This window comes from Rhodopseudomonas sp. G2_2311, from assembly GCF_047501505.1.
GTDB lineage: Bacteria > Pseudomonadota > Alphaproteobacteria > Rhizobiales > Xanthobacteraceae > Rhodopseudomonas > Rhodopseudomonas palustris_H.
The window spans coordinates 16731-34838 of sequence record NZ_JAZDRK010000020.1 but is presented as its reverse complement, the minus strand read 5'-3'; the positions used below and the strand labels follow the sequence as shown (position 1 = coordinate 34838).

General features: G+C 64.8%; 16 protein-coding genes. 7 read left to right on the top strand and 9 right to left on the bottom strand.

Translation table 11 applies throughout. From position 1 onward, the window contains the following. The first annotated feature begins 29 nt into the window (after positions 1-29). The 5 genes from VRZ08_RS20780 (at position 30) to VRZ08_RS20760 (ending at position 6012) form a co-directional block, all read left to right on the top strand. The gene (locus VRZ08_RS20780; RefSeq protein ID WP_414533745.1) at positions 30-1919 is read left to right on the top strand and encodes a potassium transporter Kup; all 1890 of its coding nucleotides are present in this window, start codon (positions 30-32) and stop codon (positions 1917-1919) included. Between the two features lie 210 nt (positions 1920-2129). Beyond that, positions 2130-2456 (top strand): rhodanese-like domain-containing protein, encoded by a 327-nt coding sequence (locus VRZ08_RS20775; RefSeq protein WP_164634743.1) that lies wholly within the window; start codon positions 2130-2132, stop codon positions 2454-2456. A gap of 22 nt (positions 2457-2478) precedes the next feature. Beyond that, positions 2479-3636 (top strand): aminotransferase, encoded by a 1158-nt coding sequence (locus tag VRZ08_RS20770; protein ID WP_107343964.1) that lies wholly within the window; start codon positions 2479-2481, stop codon positions 3634-3636. Positions 3637-3643: 7 nt separating this feature from the next. Beyond that, positions 3644-4759, top strand: a complete 1116-nt coding sequence (locus VRZ08_RS20765) for a polyamine ABC transporter substrate-binding protein (protein WP_414533744.1) — start codon at positions 3644-3646, stop codon at positions 4757-4759. A 113-nt stretch (positions 4760-4872) separates the two neighbouring features. Continuing rightward, positions 4873-6012, top strand: coding sequence for a hypothetical protein (locus VRZ08_RS20760; protein WP_414533743.1), 1140 nt, complete (start codon positions 4873-4875; stop codon positions 6010-6012). A 15-nt stretch (positions 6013-6027) separates the two neighbouring features. Here the strand turns inward: VRZ08_RS20760 and VRZ08_RS20755 are convergent, their stop codons facing one another. The 8 genes from VRZ08_RS20755 to VRZ08_RS20720 form a co-directional block, all read right to left on the bottom strand. After that, positions 6028-7932 (bottom strand): B12-binding domain-containing radical SAM protein, encoded by a 1905-nt coding sequence (locus VRZ08_RS20755; RefSeq protein WP_414533742.1) that lies wholly within the window; start codon positions 7930-7932, stop codon positions 6028-6030. 330 nt (positions 7933-8262) lie between these two features. After that, positions 8263-9195 (bottom strand): lipid A biosynthesis lauroyl acyltransferase, encoded by a 933-nt coding sequence (locus VRZ08_RS20750; RefSeq protein WP_414533741.1) that lies wholly within the window; start codon positions 9193-9195, stop codon positions 8263-8265. After that, a complete protein-coding gene (locus VRZ08_RS20745) occupies positions 9195-10217 on the bottom strand; it encodes a zinc-binding dehydrogenase (RefSeq protein ID WP_013503178.1) in 1023 nt (340 codons plus the stop codon). Before VRZ08_RS20745 ends, VRZ08_RS20750 begins: the two co-directional genes overlap by 1 nt. 96 nt (positions 10218-10313) lie before the next feature. Beyond that, complete coding sequence (locus VRZ08_RS20740) at positions 10314-11594, bottom strand: beta-ketoacyl-ACP synthase (RefSeq protein WP_414533740.1); 1281 nt, start codon at positions 11592-11594, stop codon at positions 10314-10316. Between the two features lie 10 nt (positions 11595-11604). Next, the gene (locus VRZ08_RS20735; RefSeq protein ID WP_414533739.1) at positions 11605-12813 is read right to left on the bottom strand and encodes a beta-ketoacyl-ACP synthase; all 1209 of its coding nucleotides are present in this window, start codon (positions 12811-12813) and stop codon (positions 11605-11607) included. Further along, positions 12806-13276 carry a 3-hydroxyacyl-ACP dehydratase FabZ family protein gene (locus VRZ08_RS20730; RefSeq protein ID WP_107343972.1) on the bottom strand — a complete coding sequence of 157 codons (471 nt, stop codon included), beginning with the start codon at positions 13274-13276 and terminating at the stop codon, positions 12806-12808. The genes VRZ08_RS20735 and VRZ08_RS20730 overlap by 8 nt, the downstream gene beginning before the upstream one ends. Before the next feature lie 27 nt (positions 13277-13303). Beyond that, positions 13304-13585: an acyl carrier protein gene (locus VRZ08_RS20725; RefSeq protein WP_011157577.1), complete on the bottom strand. Its 282-nt coding sequence runs from the start codon at positions 13583-13585 to the stop codon at positions 13304-13306. Positions 13586-13751: 166 nt separating this feature from the next. Then, positions 13752-14105: a hypothetical protein gene (locus VRZ08_RS20720; RefSeq protein WP_263991385.1), complete on the bottom strand. Its 354-nt coding sequence runs from the start codon at positions 14103-14105 to the stop codon at positions 13752-13754. A gap of 193 nt (positions 14106-14298) precedes the next feature. Here VRZ08_RS20720 and VRZ08_RS20715 point away from each other — a divergent pair, with 193 nt between their 5' ends. Continuing rightward, the gene (locus tag VRZ08_RS20715) at positions 14299-14922 is read left to right on the top strand and encodes a ParB-like protein (RefSeq protein WP_107355186.1); all 624 of its coding nucleotides are present in this window, start codon (positions 14299-14301) and stop codon (positions 14920-14922) included. An 8-nt stretch (positions 14923-14930) separates the two neighbouring features. On the opposite strand, the gene VRZ08_RS20710 is transcribed toward VRZ08_RS20715, so the two are convergent. Further along, positions 14931-15410, bottom strand: coding sequence for an MgtC/SapB family protein (locus VRZ08_RS20710; RefSeq protein WP_414533783.1), 480 nt, complete (start codon positions 15408-15410; stop codon positions 14931-14933). Positions 15411-15711: 301 nt separating this feature from the next. Between VRZ08_RS20710 and VRZ08_RS20705 the strand changes: the two genes are divergently transcribed. Next, complete coding sequence (locus VRZ08_RS20705) at positions 15712-18105, top strand: TonB-dependent siderophore receptor (RefSeq protein ID WP_414533738.1); 2394 nt, start codon at positions 15712-15714, stop codon at positions 18103-18105. Positions 18106-18108: the final 3 nt, after the last annotated feature.

Genomic DNA, 18108 nt, shown 5'->3' with positions numbered 1-18108 from the left:
ATCCAGCGATCGAGCGTTCTACGGCAGCCATGGCCCTCAGCGCGGCAACCACCGAAGCGCCTGAACAAACCAGCTTTTGGGCGCTCACGCTCGGCGGGATCGGCGTTGTTTTCGGCGATATCGGCACATCTCCCTTGTACGCATTCCGCGAGGCGGTCGCCGGCGCGGCTGGCGGCGCACTGGCAAGCCGGGTGCTGGTGCTCGGGGTGCTGTCGCTGATCCTGTGGGCGCTGCTGATCGTCGTCACCGCCAAGTACGTGTTGCTGCTGCTGCGCGCCGATAACAACGGCGAGGGTGGCACGCTGTCGCTGATGGCGCTCGGCCGCCGCGCGCTCGGCCGTCGCAGCCTGTTTCTCCTGGTGCTCGGCGTGATCGGTGCGTCGATGTTCATCGGCGACTCGATGATCACGCCGGCGATCTCAGTGCTGTCGGCGATCGAGGGCCTGAAGATCGCGGCCCCCGCGCTCGAACATTACGTCGTGCCGCTGACCGTGCTGGTCCTGGTGCTGCTGTTCGGCGTGCAGAGCCATGGCACCGCGATCGTGGCGCGGTTCTTCGGCCCGGTGATGCTGGTGTGGTTCGCCACGCTTGCTGCGATGGGCGCGATGCACATCATGGACGATCCGTCAGTGCTCGCCGCCATCAACCCGTGGTACGCGGCGCAATTCCTCGCCAGCCACGGCACCATCGGGCTGGTGACGCTGGGCGCGGTGTTTCTGGCGGTCACCGGAGGCGAGGCGCTGTACGCCGATCTCGGCCATTTCGGCCGCCGCCCGATCCAGACTGCCTGGCTCGGCTTCGTGCTGCCGGCGCTGCTGATCAATTACTTCGGCCAGGGCGCGCTGGTGTTGTCGAATCCGGCTGCGCTGGAAAACCCATTCTACAAGATGGTGCCCGAGGCGCTGGTGTTGCCGCTGACGCTGATGGCGACCGCAGCGACCGTGATCGCCAGCCAGGCGGTGATCACCGGCGCATTCTCGCTGATCAGCCAGGCGGTGCAGCTCGGGCTGCTGCCGCGGTTCGAAGTGCGCTACACCTCCGAGACCAATGCCGGTCAGATCTACCTGCCGCGTGTCAACGCGTTGCTGCTGATCGGCGTCTTGCTGCTGGTGCTGTTGTTTCAGACCTCGAGCCGGCTTGCCTCTGCCTACGGCATCGCGGTGTCCACCACGATGGTGGTCGATGGCATCATGGGCTTCGTGGTGATCTGGAAGCTGTGGCGCTGGAGCTGGCCGGCTGCGGCGCTGGTGATTGTGCCGCTGGTGCTGGTCGATGCGATGTTCTTCAGCGCCAATCTGCTGAAGCTGCTCGACGGCGCCTGGGTGCCGCTGCTGTTCGGCCTGTCGATGGCGGTGGTGATCTGGACGTGGCGGCGCGGCGTCGCGCTGCTGATGATCAAGTCGCGCCGGGCCGAGGTGCCGCTCGACGATCTGATCGGCAGCCTGGAGAAACATCCGCCGCACATCGTCAAGGGCACCGCGGTGTTTCTGACCGCCGATGCCGAATTCGTGCCGCCGGCGCTGCTGCACAATCTCAAGCACAACAAGGTGCTGCACGAGCACAACGTGATCCTGACGATCGAGACGGTTCACACCCCGCGGGTCGACCCCGCCGACCGGATCAGGCTGGTGAGGATCAGCGAGAAGTTCAGCAAGGTGGCGTTGCGGTTCGGCTTCATGGAGACGCCGAACGTGCCGAAGGCGCTGGTGCTGGCGCGCAAGCTCGGCTGGGAGTTCGACATCATGTCGACCTCGTTCTTCGTGTCGCGGCGCTCGCTGAAGCCGGCCGCGCAATCGGGAATGTGGCGGTGGCAGACCAAGCTGTTCGTCGCTCTCGCCAAGTCGGCCAACGACGCCACCGACTACTTCCAGATTCCGACCGGCAGGGTCGTCGAGGTCGGTGCCCAGGTCACCATCTAGCTGCTGGCCGCGAGGGCAGGGCGACCGGCTTCGACCAAAAGCGGCAGTGCTTTCGCGGCCCGCTGCGCCTATCCAGCAAACATGCCGATGATCTCGTTGAGAAGCTTGATTTTCCTCGCGCTAGGCGCAACCTTGGCGCCGCAATGGCCGAGCCTCGTTCTCGTTGTTGCGCTCATGGATCCGGGCAGTGCGATCGCGGGAGAGAAGAAAGTGGCAGGCCAGGTTGAAGATTTGACGCCGCAAGAGGTCGCTCAGGGCATCGCCGACGGGCGCTATCTGCTGGTGGACGTTCGCGAGCCGAACGAGGTCGCCGCCGAAGCCTATCCGGACGCCGTGGTTGTTCCGCTCTCGACCTTCGACCCTAAGGCGATCCCCGATCCGGCCGGCAAACAGGTCGTGTTCGCCTGCCGTTCCGGCAAGCGCTCGGTGACGGCGTCGATGGCCGCCCAGGCCGCGGGGCTCGCCTACACCCGCCACCTTGCCGGTGGCATCCTCGGCTGGAAGGCGGCCGGTCTGCCGACCAAGCCGGGCCGTTGATCCGTACGATGACCGCCGTCCGATGAGCAACAAGGTCTTCGCCGATCTCCCGGTCACCGTGTTCGAGGCGATGTCGCAGCTCGCGCGCGACAACGACGCGATCAATCTGGGGCAAGGCTTTCCCGACGATCCGGGGCCGGAGGATATCCGTCGCACCGCCGCGGATGCCGTTCTCAACGGCTATAACCAATACCCGTCGATGATGGGGCTGCCGGAGCTGCGCCAGGCGATCTCGACCCACTATGCGCACTGGCACGGCGTCCAACTCGATCCGATGACGGAGGTGATGGTGACCTCCGGCGCGACCGAAGCGCTGGCGAGTGCCATCCTGTCGGTGGTCGAACCCGGCGACGAAGTGATCGTGTTCCAGCCGGTGTATGACTCGTACCTGCCGATCATCAGGCAGGCCGGCGGCATTCCGCGGCTCGTTCGGCTCGAACCGCCGCATTGGCGCATCACCGAAGAGTCGCTGCGGCGGGTGTTCAACGCCAAGACCAAAGCGATCGTCTTCAACAACCCGCTCAACCCGGCCGCCGTGGTTTATCCGCGCGAAGACCTCGAATTGCTGGCACGGTTCTGCCAGGAGTTCGACGCGGTGGCGATCTGCGACGAGGTGTGGGAGCACGTCACGTTCGATGGCCTCAGCCACATCCCGCTGATCACCATCCCCGGGATGCGCGACCGCACTATCAAGATCGGCTCCGCCGGCAAGATCTTTTCGCTCACCGGCTGGAAGGTCGGCTTCGTCTGCGCCGCGCCGAAACTGCTGCGCGTTGCCGCCAAGGTGCACCAGTTCCTGGCGTTCACCACGGCACCGAACCTGCAGGCGGCCGTCGCCTACGGTCTCGGCAAGAGCGACGATTACTTCCTGCAGATGCGCAAGGATCTGGCCCGCAGCCGCGACCGGCTGGCGCAGGGGCTGTCCAGCATCGGCTTTCCGGTGATCCGCTCGCAGGGCACCTATTTCCTCACTGTCGATCTGTCGCCGCTCGGCCTCAACGAAACCGACGAAGCGTTCTGCAAACGCATCGTCACCGACTACAAGGTCGCGGCGATCCCGGTGTCTGCGTTCTATGAGGAAGAGCCGGTCACCTCGGTGGTGCGGTTCTGTTTCGCCAAGAAGGATCAGACGCTCGACACCGCCCTCGAGCGCCTGTCGGATGCGGTTCACGGGCGCTAGGGATGTCATGATGCGGGATACGATGCGGCGGCGACTGCTGACTCTGGGCGCGGGGATCGCTCTGTCGGTGTCGCTCACGCTGCCTGGCTGGGCGCAGGACCGCACCGTCAATTTCTACAACTGGTCGAACTACGTCGCACCGGGCGTGCTCGAGGATTTCACCCGCGAGACCGGCATCAAGGTGGTGTACGACACCTTCGATGCCAACGAGACGCTGGAGACCAAGCTGCTCGCCGGCAAGTCCGGCTACGACCTCGTGGTGCCGACCGCTTATTTCCTGCAGCGTCAGATCACCGCCGGCGTGTTCCAGAAGCTCGACAAGTCGAAGCTGCCGAACCTGAAGAACGCCTGGGACTTCGTCACTGACAAGCTGGCGCTGTACGATCCGGGCAATCAGTTCGCCGTCAACTACATGTGGGGGACGACCGGCATCGGCTACAACGTCGCTGCGGTGAAGCGGATTCTCGGCGAGGGTGCCGTGATCGACAGCTGGGAGATGATCTTCAAGCCGGAGAACCTGGCGAAGTTCAAGGACTGCGGCGTTCACATGTTGGATTCCGCCGACGACATTTTGCCGGCGGCGCTGACCTATCTCGGCCGTGATCCGAATTCGACCAACAAGGACGATCTGGAAAAGGCCGCCGAGGTTGTCGGCAAGGTCCAGCCTTCGGTGCGCAAGTTCCATTCGTCCGAATATCTCAACGCGCTCGCTACCGGCGAGATCTGCCTGGTGGTGGCGTGGTCGGGCGACATCAAGCAGGCGCAGCCGCGCGCGGCCGAAGCTCATAACGGCGTCGAAATCGGCTACGCGATCCCGAAAGAGGGCGCGCAGATGTTCTTCGACAATCTGGCGATTCCGGCCGACGCCAAGAACGTCGCCGAGGCGCACGAACTGATCAACTTCCTGTACCGGCCGGACATCGCCGCGCGCAATTCGGATTTCCTGTCCTATGCCAACGGCAACAAGACCAGCAAGGACTTCATCAATCCAAGGGTGCTGAACGACAAGGCGATCTATCCGGACGCTGACACCCAGGGGCGGCTGTTCGTGATCACCGCGCGCGATCCCGCGACGCAGCGCATGATCAACCGGCTGTGGACGCGGGTGAAGACGGGGCGCTGACGCTCGGTATCGATCGCCTGCGGGTACGGGAGTAATTCCGAGCCTCGATACCTCAACAAACTGCGTAGGCGCACGAGTGCCCGAATCGGGCTCAGCGGGCGCAGGATCGGTTCATGCCCATGGCGATCCGATCCTTCGCGCGACTTCGTGGCGGCTGTTCTCTGGCCGTCCTTTGGCTGTGCAGTCTTGCTGTCCTCACGGGCGTCACGGGGACCGCCAGCGCTGGCGATCAGCCTCGCGAGCGTGGAGCTCCGCGCTGGACTGTTTCGGCCGAAGCATTGGTGCTTGGCCGCGCCGGGACAGGCAATCAATCGCTTGTCTCGCTCGTGCCGGGCGATGTGCCGTGGTGGACACCGGCCGGCCCGAACACCACCAACGTCCCCGGTGCCGAGGTGCTGAACAGCAATCGGCTCAATCAGCGCTTGGCCGCCGGCCCGAGGATTGGTGTCAACTACCGAGACCCGTCGGGTTATGGCGTCGAGCTGTCCTACTTCAATGTGGTCGGGCTGAAGGCGTCAAAAAGCGTCGGCCCGGAAACGCCGGGACAATGGCTGGTGATGAAAGCGCCCGGCACGTTCTGGCAGACGCAGGACTATGCCTATCAAGCAATGGCGTGGCAGGACGATACCCGGCTGCACAGCCTGGAGGCCAATGCGCGGCTGGAGATAACGCCGCGCGTGACGCTGCTGGCAGGTGTTCGCTGGCTGCAACTGCACGATCAGCTGCAAGGGACGCTGGATCCGGCCGATCTCGGCCAGCCGATGTGGAAGTTCAGAGTGCCGAGCCGGCTGTCCGATGCCGTCCCGGTCCCCGGCAGCCCGGTCGTGATCAATCCGCCGTTCTGGACGAGTTCGACGACGAACAACCTCTACGGCGTTCAAGTCGGCGTGCGAGCGACCTTGTGGGAGATCGAACGCGTCTCGGTCGACGCGGTGCTGAAGGCCGGCGTGTTCGACAACCATGCGACGCAAGCCGCGCAGGTCAGCATGCAGAAGCAGCTCTACCCGACGTACGCGGCCACCGACGCGGCCGCCTTCGTTGGACAGGGCGGCATCGCGGCGAAATATCGGCTGAGCGATCACGTCGCCGTCAAGCTCGGATACGAAGCGTTGTGGCTCGGCCGCGTGGCGTTGGCGCCGGCTCAAGTGCAGGCGACCTCAACCACGTCCAGCAGCGTGACGGCGGTCGGGGTCGATTGTCGCGAGTCGACGCTTCTTCAAGGCGTCACGGTCGGCATGGAGTACTCGTTTTAGCGCTGCGGCCAGCGATCAGGCAGTCTTCGCCAGTTTCGGTGCTGGCGCGCCGTGGAGAGCAACCTGGTCGAGATCCCGTAGATCGACCGTCCCTGGCAACGCGTGATCCGATGGCTTGTCGCCGACGCCCCGCATCGGGATCGGACTGACCGGGGCGCGGTCATGCCGCTCGATGTCGCCGCGCAGTAGCCGCCACGCCCAGCCAGCGGTTCGACGATAGGTGTGCGCAAGCCCGATCATGCCGTAGATCTGCGCGCCGGCATCGACGATGTGGGCGCGGAATTTCAGCCAGGCCCGACGCCGCATCCGCTTGGCGGGCGAGAAATGCGCGACCTCGTGCGCGGGACGAGTCTCCGCACTGGAGAACACGTCGGCCGACTTCGAGAACACCAGCGCGCTCACGAAGCGGATCGGGTTGAAGAAGTAGGTGTAGGCGATCAGCAGATTGAGCTGCTTCAGCCAAGGCCGCGGGTGCTTGGATGCGACGACGTAGTTGCCGTCCATGATGTGCGGCTCGACCTGGATATCGCCGGCGCGGCTGAACGCCATCCCGGATTCGAACACGTTCTCGTACCACTTCGAACCGGGGGCAGGAGTCAGCATCATCACCTGCGTGCTGATCGATCCGGCCTGCCGCAGCAGCCTGATCTGGTTGATCAGGCCGTAGTTCGACTTCCAGGTCACCAGCGGCTGGCTGTCGTGGTGCATCATCATCGGCATCGGCAGGATGTTGTTCTCGCGCAGCAGCTTGAAGGCGAGTTGGGTCTTGTCCTTGTCCTGCGCCTTCTTCACCAGCGTCGCGGTCATGTCCTCGACGCCGAGCCACACCGCCGCAAAGCCCGCATCGCGGATCAGCGGCAGGTGATCGCGCATCCCGACGGTGTCGTGCACCGTAACCTCGGTGCCGAGCCGCACCTTGCAGAACGGCCGTTCGGAGCGCTTGCGCGCCAGCGTGCCGGCGATGTCCAGCGTCCGCTTGGTATCGTTGAAGAAGTTATCGTCGGCACCGAAGAAGTGATAGATGCCGAAAGTGCTGGCGATCTGCCCGATCTCCTCGGCGATGCGTTCACCGCTCTTGGCGCGGAACTGCGACTGGTTGTAGGCGGGGATAGGGCAGTACGAGCACCTGAACTTGCAGCCCGCGGTCATCACGATGCTGGCGATCGGGCTGTATCGCTTCACGCGGTTGATCGGCAACGCCTGGCTGGCCAGCGTCGCGCTGTTGCTCGGCGCCTCCAGCAGCTTGTAGCCATGCACCGGATCGGGAAGCTCATCGAGATCGCCGAGCAGTCGCTGCACGCCGGTGTCGATCAGCTCCTCGATTGGACCGCTACGCGAGGCGCGACGTGCGTAAACGATGCCCGCCACCTCATCGAGCGCGCCGCCATCGCGAGCACGCTGGAACACCGAGCGCATCGACTCGCCGGCCGCGCGCATCGACAGCAGCACGTCGAGCAATTCGAGGAAGACATATTCTTCGCCGGTGACGGCCACATCGGCCGACCAGGACGGATCGCCGCCGCCGAACACGTGCCACGGCTCGTAGCGAATCCGCGGTCCGCCGACCATGATCAGGGGACGTTTGTCAGGCTCGATCTGGCAGGCTTCCCGGATCAGGCGATCGCATTCGGCGGAATGCAGATGCATGCTCGAGACCAGGAACAGGTCCGGAATCCGGCCGTCGAGTCGCATTTGCAGCGGGCTGAAATTGCGGTTCCACTGCTGCAGCACGATCCGGGTCTTGTCGAAACCGACGTCGGCGAGCGCGGAACCGATCGACCGGACTCCGCCGGGTGCCATCCGGGTGTCGGCGAGCACAAAGGGCAGCACGCGGGTGCGATGATCGAACGCGCTGACGATGACGGTCGTCAGGTCATGCTGCCCCGACAGCCGGCGAAGGCGTGCGCGGAGGCTCGCCATCTTGCCGGGAACCAGAAGCTCATCACCGCGGGCACGCCTTGGAAGTTCCATATATTTCCTCGATCCAGATGGACGGCCGCAAAGTGATTTGCGGGCGCCACTGTGAGGTTAATACCCGAATCGGTCAAGTTGACGGCCCGCCGCAGCGCAGCAGGTTCCGCACGGTTCCGCCAATGCGTATGAGCACGGGGCAGATGAGCCAAGCAGCGCAGCTCGTCTTCAAGACGTCACGCAGGCCGAGTCTAAGCGTATTCGGATCCTGCTCGAACTAAGCGAATTTCGGATAAGTGGACGCGCGTCGACGCGACTAAGCACTGACTACACGGATCGTCACCGCCAGCGGCGGTGCAGCCACAGCCATTGCTCGGGCGTTTCGCGGATCCAGCTTTCGATCACCGAGGTGCACGCCTGCATCGTGCCCTGGATGTCGATCCGGCCGTCGGCATCGCGGACCGGCTCTATCTCTTCGGTCAGCTCGGCGCGGAAACGGCCATCGGGGAGGCGGATGACGCGGGCGCCGTGCAGCGGGCACTCGATCTGGCGCAGCAGCTTTGCCAGCAGCGGGTTGGCCTTCGCGGTGCGGCCGAAGAAGGTGACGTCGACACCCTTGGTGAAGTGCTGATCGATCAGCATGCCGACGTGCTTGCCGTCCTGCAGCGCCTGCGCCAGCTTGAACGGCGCGCTCGATCCGGCGGCGACGAGCTGCCCCATCTTCACCGAGCGGATTTCTTCGACGATGCGGTCGGCGGCTGCGATATTCGGCCGGCGATACAGCACCGCAGTGTCGAGGCCGTGCGCGACGGCGGCGACCGCCGGCAACTCCCAGTTGCCGAGATGGCTGGCGAAAATCAGCGCCGGCTTGCCATCGTCGCGGAGCTTTTCGAACAGCTCGAGGGAGCGGCCGGTCACTTCGATGCGGCTGCGCTCGGGATGCTCGACGTCGTAGTCCCACACCGAGTCGAGATGCGCGAACTCCGCGGCCGATCGGCCGAGATTGTCCCAAACGCCGCTGAGGATGGCCTCGATCTCGTCCGGCGACTTCTCCGGAAATGCCGCGGTGAGGTTGTCGCGGCCGATCCGCTGCTCCGGAAAGCGCGGGCCGAACTTGCGGGCAACCGCGCCGAACAGCCGGGCGCTCTTGTCGGGATCGAACTTCCGCGCCAGATGCAGCGCGCCGATCGCCACAGGCCCGACGATCTTGCCGACGACGTCCTTGGCCGCGCGCTGGGCGCGCAGCTTGGCGCGATACAGGGCGACCTTCATCAGAACCGGACGATGATCTTGCCGAACACCTGACGGCTTTCCATCCGCTTCAGTGCGGCGCCGACGTCGTCCAGCGGCACTTCGGTGTCGATCACCGGCAGCATGCCGGCCGCCATCTTGTCGAGGCTTTCGGCGATGTTCTTCATCGTCGCGCCGAACGATCCGAAGATTTTGTACTGCTGCTGGAACAGCTGCATCAGGTTGAGGGTGGTGGTCGGGCCCGAGGTCGAACCGCAGGTCACCAGTCGGCCGCCGCGCTTCAGGCTGAGCAGCGAGCCGTTGAAGGTGTCGGCGCCGACGTGTTCGAACACTACGTCGACCCCCTTCTTCTTGGTGATCTTGCGGCACTCGTGCTCGAAGCGGTCCTGGCGATAGTTGATGACGTGATCGGCGCCGAGCTTCTTGACGCCTTCGATCTTGGAATCGTCGCCGACGGTGGTGATCACCGTGCAGCCGATCGCCTTGGCCATCATGATTGCGACGGTGCCGATGCCGGAGCCGCCGGCATGGACCAGTACGGTCTCGCCCGGCTGCAGCTTGGCGTTATCGAACAGCATGTGCTGCACGGTCGAGAACGCGATCGGCGCGCAGGCGGCGTCGCGCAGATCGACGCCGTCCGGCACCGGGATCACCAGCCGCGCCGCGATGTTCATCAGCTCGCGCGCAAAGCCGTCGACATGGAAACCGATCAGGCCGCCGACGTTTTCACAGAGATTGTCGCGGCCTTCCTGGCACGCTTTGCAGTGGCCGCAGGTCAGCGCGCCGTACATCACGACCTTCTGCCCGGGCTTGAATGCGGTGACGCCGTCACCGACGGCTTCGATCGTTCCGGAGGCTTCGGCGCCGACCACGATCGGCAGCTTGCGCTTGACGAAGGCCATGCCCCGATAGCCCCACACGTCGATGTGGTTGAGCGCCACCGCGGCGATGCGGACCTGCACTTCGCCGGCCGCCGGGGGCGGGGGAGACGGCAGGTCGGCGACCACGAGATTGCGGTCGGCAACGAGGGTGAGCGCGCGCATGGGGTTCGTCCGAACGGTTGGAGGCTTGCGCCCTGCGTATCGCCGCTGGCGGCCGCGGCGTCAACCGCGGCGGCCGGAACTGCGACTCACAGGCGGTTAGGCCGGTTCGCGGGTCAGGATCAGCGAGGCGTTCTGGCCGCCGAACCCGAACGAGTTCGACATCACGCTGGTGACGCGGGCGTCGCGGGCCTGATTGGGCACCACATCCAGCGGGATCGCGGGATCCGGCACGTCGTAGTTGATGGTCGGCGGAATCCGCTGATGCTCCAGGGTCAGCAGCGAGAAGATCGCTTCGACGGCGCCGGCCGCCGACAACGTGTGACCGACCATCGACTTGTTCGACGACACCGGAAGCGACGAAGCCCGCTCGCCGAACACGCTGGAGATGCCGAGATACTCCATCTTGTCGTTCTCGGGCGTGCCGGTGCCGTGGGCGTTGATGTAGTCGATCTGATCGACGCTCATGCCGGCATCGGCGAGCGTCTTGTTGATGCAGCCGATGATCGGCTTGCCGTCCGGGCTCGAGCGGGTGCGGTGGAAATTGTCGGCGAGTTCGCCGCAGCCGGCGATCACGCCGAGGATCGATGCGCCGCGCGCCACCGCCGACTCGTAGCTCTCCAGCACCAGCGCGCCGGCGCCTTCGGCCATCACGAAGCCGTCGCGGTTCTTGGCGAACGGCTTCGAGGACGCCTGTGGAGGATCGTTTTGGGTCGACAGCGCCGACAGCAGCGAGAACCGGATCAGTGCTTCGGCGTTGACCGAGCCGTCGGTCGCGACGCACAGCGCCGCATCGGCTTCGCCGCGCCGGATCGCTTCGACGCCGAGCTGGATCGCGCTCGCACCGGAGGCGCAGGCGGTCGACAGCGAGATCGGCGAACCCTTGGTGCCGAAGGTGTCGGCGAGATGATCGGCGACAGAGCCGAACAGGAAGCGGCGGTGATATTGCGTGAATGCGCCGCCGCCACTGACGCGGAGCAGGGCGTCGTAATCGATCGCGGTGTTGGCGCCGGTGGCGCGCGCCAATTCCTGGCGCGGCAGCCATTCCAGCTCGACCGGCGCGACCGCGAGAAACAGCGGGCCCGGGAAGTCGCCCTTGCGGCCGATGCCGGACTGCGCGATCGCCTCTTCGGTGGCGAGGTCGGCGAGCTTTTCTCCGAGCACGACCGAGGAGAACGGCTCGACCGGGACGAAGTCCACGGTGCCGGCCATCGTGCTCTTCAGCCCGTCGATCGGGAAGCGGGTGATGGTGCGGATGCCGGATTCGCCGGCGGTGAGCTTGGTCCAGTTGTCGGTCTTGCCGGCGCCGAGCGAGGTGACCACGCCCATGCCGGTGACGACCACGATCGGCCTGCCGAATTTGTCCCGCGTCACGGTCATTACGTCCCCCTTACCGAACGGCTTCGACCAGCGCCATGCCTTCGCCGCGCCAGTGGCCCGCCCCGATCACGACAATCTGGTCGGGGGTCTTGCTCATTTCAACTTCGAGACCGGTCGGGTCGTTCGGCGGATACAGCGCGCCGCGCGACAGCGACAGCGCCGCGAGCGCGATGCCGAGCGGGAATTGCGCCTCCATCACATGGCCGAACGGCGTTGCGGTGCCGCGCACCGGCGTGCCGGAGTGATTGCGCAGGAATGCGGTTTCCTCGGCGGTCACCGGCTCGGCACCGGTTGCGCCGGTGATGATCGCGGTGGTGCCGTCGCGCGGGCCGAGCTTCGACCACAGCTTCTCCAGCGACGCGGTGACGTCGCCGGCGTTGCGGCGGCGCGACTGGTCGGCGACGACGTTCTTCAGCCGCGCATACGGCTTGGCGCCGCGTGCTTCGGCGTGCGCCTTCGACTCGATCACCAGGAATGCCGCGCCCGAGCCGAGCGCGAAGCCGCCCTTGGGACCGCGCGCAAACACCGGCGCGTAGGTGTCCTTCAGATTGAAGTCGCCGAACTCGTAAAGCATCAGCAGATCTTTGCGCTCGCCATTCTGGGCGGCGCCGATCAGCGCGATGTCGCTCTGGCCGGCCGCAATCCGCGCCAGCGCAATCCGCGCGGCGTCGACGCCGGCTTCCTCTTCACCCATGAAGGTGCGCGACGAGCCGGTGACGCCATGCACGATCGCGATGTTGCCGGCGAGCAGATTGGAGAGCTGGGCGAGGAAGAGGGTGGGGCGCAGGTCGTTCATGAGGCGCTCGTTGAGCGCATTGGGCGGCACGGTGCCGTAACCTTCGCCATTGAGCACGGCGGAATCGACCGCAAGGTCGCGCTCACCGCCGCCGGCGGCAACGATCATGTCCATCCGCGACAGGATCTCGGTGTTGCCTTTGATTCCGGCGGACTCGAGCGCCAGACCGGCCGCATAGGTGCCGATCCGCTGCCAGGCTTCCATCTGGCGCTGATCGCCCTTCTTGGGGATCTGCTTGTCGAAGCTGAGCGGCGCCAGCGGGTGCACGACGTACGGCGCAAAACCGCTGGTATCGACGTTGACGCGGCGCTCGGTCAGCGCATCCCAATGGGCGTCGAGCCCCTCGGCCAGCGAGCTGGCGAGGCCGATGCCGGTAATCCAGGCTTCGATCGGTTCGGCGCGGGACGTGGTGGTGTCAGCCATGGATCATCTGCTCCGGGAATCCGATTTGCTTCGCCATCGCTTCCATATGCCCGCGCAGGTCGGGATGCGGAAACGGGACGTGGCGGAACGTCAGCGTCGCGTTGCACGCTAGCTTGCCGCCGCTCTTGATCTTCGCTTCGGTCATGGTGAAGCCGGAGCCCTCGTGCACCACCGAGACGTCGATCGATAAGGTCTCGCCGGGCGTCACGAAGGTGCGCATCTTGGCTTCCTTGACCGCGGCCAGGAACGGCATGCGCTGAAACTGCATCAGCGCGATCAAGAGCCAGCCCGAGCTCTGGGCCATGGTCTCGATCAAGAGCACGCCCGGCATCAGCGGGTAGCCGGGGAAGTGGCCTTCGAAGATCGTGCTGGTCTCGGGCACCCGAGCCTCGACCGTGATGCTGCGGTCAGCGAGGCGAAGCTCGGCGATTCGGTCGATCAGGTGGAAATATTCAAGGTTCATGGCGTGGGCGGCTTCCGAACCGCGCCACTACGCGCCCTTGGCGGCAACCAGCTCGTCGATGCGGGCGGCGAGATTCTTGAGAACGAAATACTGCTCGGTGGTCGCCTTGCCGTCGTTGACCTCCTGGGTCCACTTCTCCAGCGGCAGCTTGATACCGAAAGCTTTGTCGATCGCGAACGCGATGTCGAGGAAATCGAGGCTGTCGATCCCCAGGTCATCGATCGCATGGCTCTCCGGGGTGATCGTCTCACGCGGAATGTCGCAGGTTTCCGCGATGATGGTGGCCACCCGATCGAATGTGGAAGTCATTTTAAGCCTTTGATATTATGTCGGAAATGGCCGATTTACGGCGGCTTCAGCCGTCATCCTGGTGACAGGCGATTGCCCGTATAACGGAGCGTTGCTCCGAGTTCAATGGCGGGCAAATCCACGCATTGCGCGGGTTTTGGGCAACCGGCGGGAAGCTTTGGCGAATCTAGCGCGGCGCTGCGATGGCAGCGCAGTCGTGCCGGCCCATCAGCACGCAGTCCTGAGTCCGCCGCATATCGGCGATGCTGGTTGCGAGCCAGATGCCGACTACGGTCAGCGTGATGGTCAGCGCCAAAGCGGCGATGTTGGTCAGCATCCGGTGGCGGAAATCGTCCGGGGCGTTGTCGCGGCCGGTCTCGTCGGGATCGTGCTCCAGCTGCGGCATCTCTCTCCGGAAGGGCAGAATGGTTGCGGAGGGGCGACCGCCATCTTCTGGGGCCGGCACAGGAACGGCGTCGCGCGGCCGAAACGGCAATACGCGGTGGTCGTCATCGGGGAGGGAGATGCGCTGATTCTTCATCGCTGCCGTCCAGCCGTCGCCCGGAACGGGTTCGACCCGATCATCCTAGTGAGGATACGATTTCGGGAAAACTCCGCAATAGACCGGATGGAACATGCCGGCCGGGCGTGTCTGGCCCTCCGGTGCGCCGCGTTGCGGGCGGGGAGGGCCGTGCCATACTCCGCGGGAACCTGGCAATTCAGGAGGCCCAGCGATGACCAATCCGCGTGAACCGTTGCTGCATACGATCCCGATCCTGTCGCTGCGTCCGACTCAGATGACGGTCGGGATGCGCGAGGTGAAGGAGAAGCGGCTGCGATGGCGCCAGCACAAGCCAAAGAAGCAGGCCGAACTGCTCGGCAATCACATGATTCCGGTGGTACTTGGTCCCGGCAAGACGCATTACGTGATCGATCATCACCATTTGGCCCGGGCGCTCCACGACGAGGGCGTCAAGGAGGTATTGGTCACGGTGATCGCCGACCTCACCATGGTCGATCGCGACGCGTTCTGGGTGGTGCTCGACAGCCGGCGCTGGGTTTATCCGTACGATGCCAAGGGCGAGCGGCATCATTACCGCGAGATTCCCAAGACCGTCGCCGGCCTGAAGGACGATCCATTCCGCAGCCTCGCCGGCGAACTCCGCCGCGTCGGCGGTTATGCCAAGGACACGACGCCGTTCAGCGAATTCCTGTGGGCCGATTTCCTGCGCCGACGCCTGTCGCGCAAAAGCGTCAATGCCAACTTCCAGAATGCGGCTGAGAAAGCGCTGGCGCTCGCCAAGAGCAAAGACGCGATCTATCTGCCGGGCTGGTGCGGGCCCGCCGCCGACGATTGAGGCCGGCTTCAATCTTCGGGCGCGGCGCTATGGCCGTGTTCGTCCTTGGCGCCGCCGAGCAGGCGATGCAGCAGCCGCTCGGCGGAATGTCCGCCGATCAGCACCGCGAAGGTGATCACCAGCGCCACGCCGACGATCAACCACTGTCCCGCACCGCAGACGATGCCGATGCCGGCGGCGAGCCAGGTGCATGCCGCGGTGGTGAGGCCGTGGATTTCCAGCCGGTTGCCGCTGCGAACGATCACGCCGGCACCGAGAAAGCCGATGCCGGTGAGAATGCCCTGGATCACACGGCTGGTCGGATCGGATAATTGATCATTCGTCGCCGAATGGTCGGCATGCGCCACTAACAGCGCGGACGCGAGCGCGACCAGCGCCAGCGTACGCATCCCGATCGGCTTGTTCTTGAGGTCGCGGTTGAGCCCGATCAGCCCGCCGGCCATCGCGGCAACGCCAAGACGCAGCAGGATGTCCCACCAGGGTAGCAACGCCAATCCTCCCTCGTGTCGAAGCTCCGTGCCGCTTGCGTCGTGCCGTTCCGAATAACGCGATGATTGCGGATCTGTTCTTCGAGCCGATCAGGTTGTCATGGGCGGATCCAGCACGCGCACGTTGGACTCAATCTGAGACGACGATCAGTGCGCGCGCAGATGCGACACTTCTTCGCATCTCGGGGGCAAACCCTCGCTCAGATCAAAGGAAATTCACGTTCAGACGCATGCCGCTGGTTTCTTCAACAGCACGCTAGAACGGTTCTAGTGGTGCCCGTTACCGCCGTTTGCTTATCGGATGGCGCCGTTGGTGACCTGCACAGCCGAGCACAAGGCGGCATCACCGACTGAAGATGTTTTGGGGGGCATGTTGAAGGACCTGAATTTCCCGGCAGCGGGAGCGCTGTCGTTTGTCTGTGCGTCGGTTCTCCTCCTCTCTCATGCGGCTGCTGCACAGGAAGCTCCTGCGCCGGCTTCCGCTCCGGGTGCTTCAACGGAAGCTCCGGCGAGCGCGACAGGACGTTCACTACCTGCCATCGTCGTCGAGACGTCACGCCGCCGGGCCGCGGCGACGTCCCCGCAGCGCAGGCCGTCGCAAGCGTCCCGATCGACCGCCAGCCGCCGGGCTCCGAACCCGGCCAGCGCCGCAGCGCAGCCCCGTCCGGTTTCGGCAGGCGCTCTGCAGGCAACGTTGCCGGCTGGCTTTCCGGGAGATCAGGTCGCGCGCGGCGCTGGCGTCGGTCTGCTCGGCAACCGCGACGTGATGTCGACGCCGTTCAGCCTCACCAGCTTCACCGAGAAGCTCATCCGCGATCAGCAGTCGCGAACGCTGCTCGATGTGCTCGGCAACGATCCCTCCGTGCGCTCCAACGTGCCGGCCTATAGCGGCATCCAGGGCTTCTTCATTCGCGGCTTCCCGGTGTTCGCCCAGGATATCGCCTTCAACGGACTGTATGGCGTCGCCGACTCCTTCAATCCCGCGCTCGAGCCGATCGAACGCGTCGAAGTGCAGCACGGCCCCAGTACGATGCTGAGCGGCATGCCGCCGTTCGGCACGATCGGCGGGACGATCAACCTGATTCCGAAACGCGCCAGTGACGTGCCGCTGACGCGGTTCACGACCGGATTCATCTCGAACGCCCAGAGCTACAACGCAATCGATGTCGGTCGACGTTACGGGACCAATGGCGAGTGGGGAATCCGCTTCAACGGCGCGTATCAGTCCGGCAGCACGCCGATCGACAACCAGAAGCAGGAATACGGCGTCACGTCGCTCGCCCTCGATTATCGCGGTGAACGCCTGCGGGTCGGCCTCGACCTTGGCTATCAGAAGGTCGACTTCAATTCGCCGCTGCGCAATCGCTCGGTACTGCCGGGCTTTCCGATCCCGCAAGCGCCGGATCTGCGGATCAATCAGCAGCAGCCCTGGGAATATCGCGACAGCAACAACAAATCGGCCGCGATCCGCGCCGAGTATGATCTGACCGATCAGCTCACCGTCTATGCCGCTTACGGCCACAGCGAATTTCATCAGGTCTATTTCGGCGGTCTGCCGTCGATCATCAACGCGCGCGGCGACTACCGCGATGTGATCCAGCTCACCCCGTTCCAGACCAACAGCAACACCGGCGAGGTCGGCGTGCGCGGTCAGTTCGACACCGGACCGGTGAAGCACCGGGTCGGCGTCGCGGCGTCCGGCCTCTGGCAAGATACCGGCCTGACCAACATTCCGGTTGGGGGGACGATCACCTCGAACATCTACAATCCGGTGTACGCGCCGCCGCGCAGCGATGCCGGACTGCCGCGGACCTCGCCGACGACAGCGGAGCGCTTCAACCGCAGCATCGCGATCGCCGATACGATGTCGGTGCTGAACGATCGCGTCGAGCTGACGATCGGCGGCCGCTGGCAGGGGATCGACGCCAAGACGCTGAGCCCGGTGACCGGCCTGGTGACGTCCGACGCGCGCAATGATGCGTTTTCTCCGGGCGCGGGCCTGGTCATCAAGCCGATCGAGCGGCTGTCGCTGTATGCCAACTATATCGAAGGCCTGACGTCGACGGCGCCGCCGACCAATGCGGTCAATCTCAACCAGAGCTTCCCCGCGACGGTGTCGAAGCAGGTCGAGGCCGGCGCGAAGTATGACTTCGGCCCAGTCGGCGTCTCAGTCGCCGGCTTCGAGATCAAGCAGCCGAGTGGCTTCCTCGATCCGACCACCAGGGTGTTTGCGCTCAATGGCGAACAACGCAATCGCGGCGTCGAACTCAACGTGTTCGGTCAGCCGGTCGAGGGATTGCGCGTCGTCGGCGGCGTGAGCTGGATCGAAGGCGTGCTGACCAAAGCGTCGAATCCCGCCTACAACGGCAATACGGCTGTTGGCGTCCCGACGATGCAGCTCAATCTCTACGGCGAATACGATCTGCCGGGGCCTGCCCGGGGTGTGACGATGACCGGCCGGGTGATCCACACCGCGTCGCAGTTCTACGATCAGGCCAACACCCAGAGCATTCCTGCCTGGACCACGCTTGATCTCGGCGTTCGCTACGCCACCAAGATCAATCGAGTTCCTGTGACCCTGCGGGCCAATGTCCAGAACGTCACCGGCGAGAACTACTGGGCCACGACCGGCCGCGGGATTCTCAGCCCCGGCGCGCCGCGAACCTACCTGGTCTCGGCGAGCTTCGACTTTTGAAGT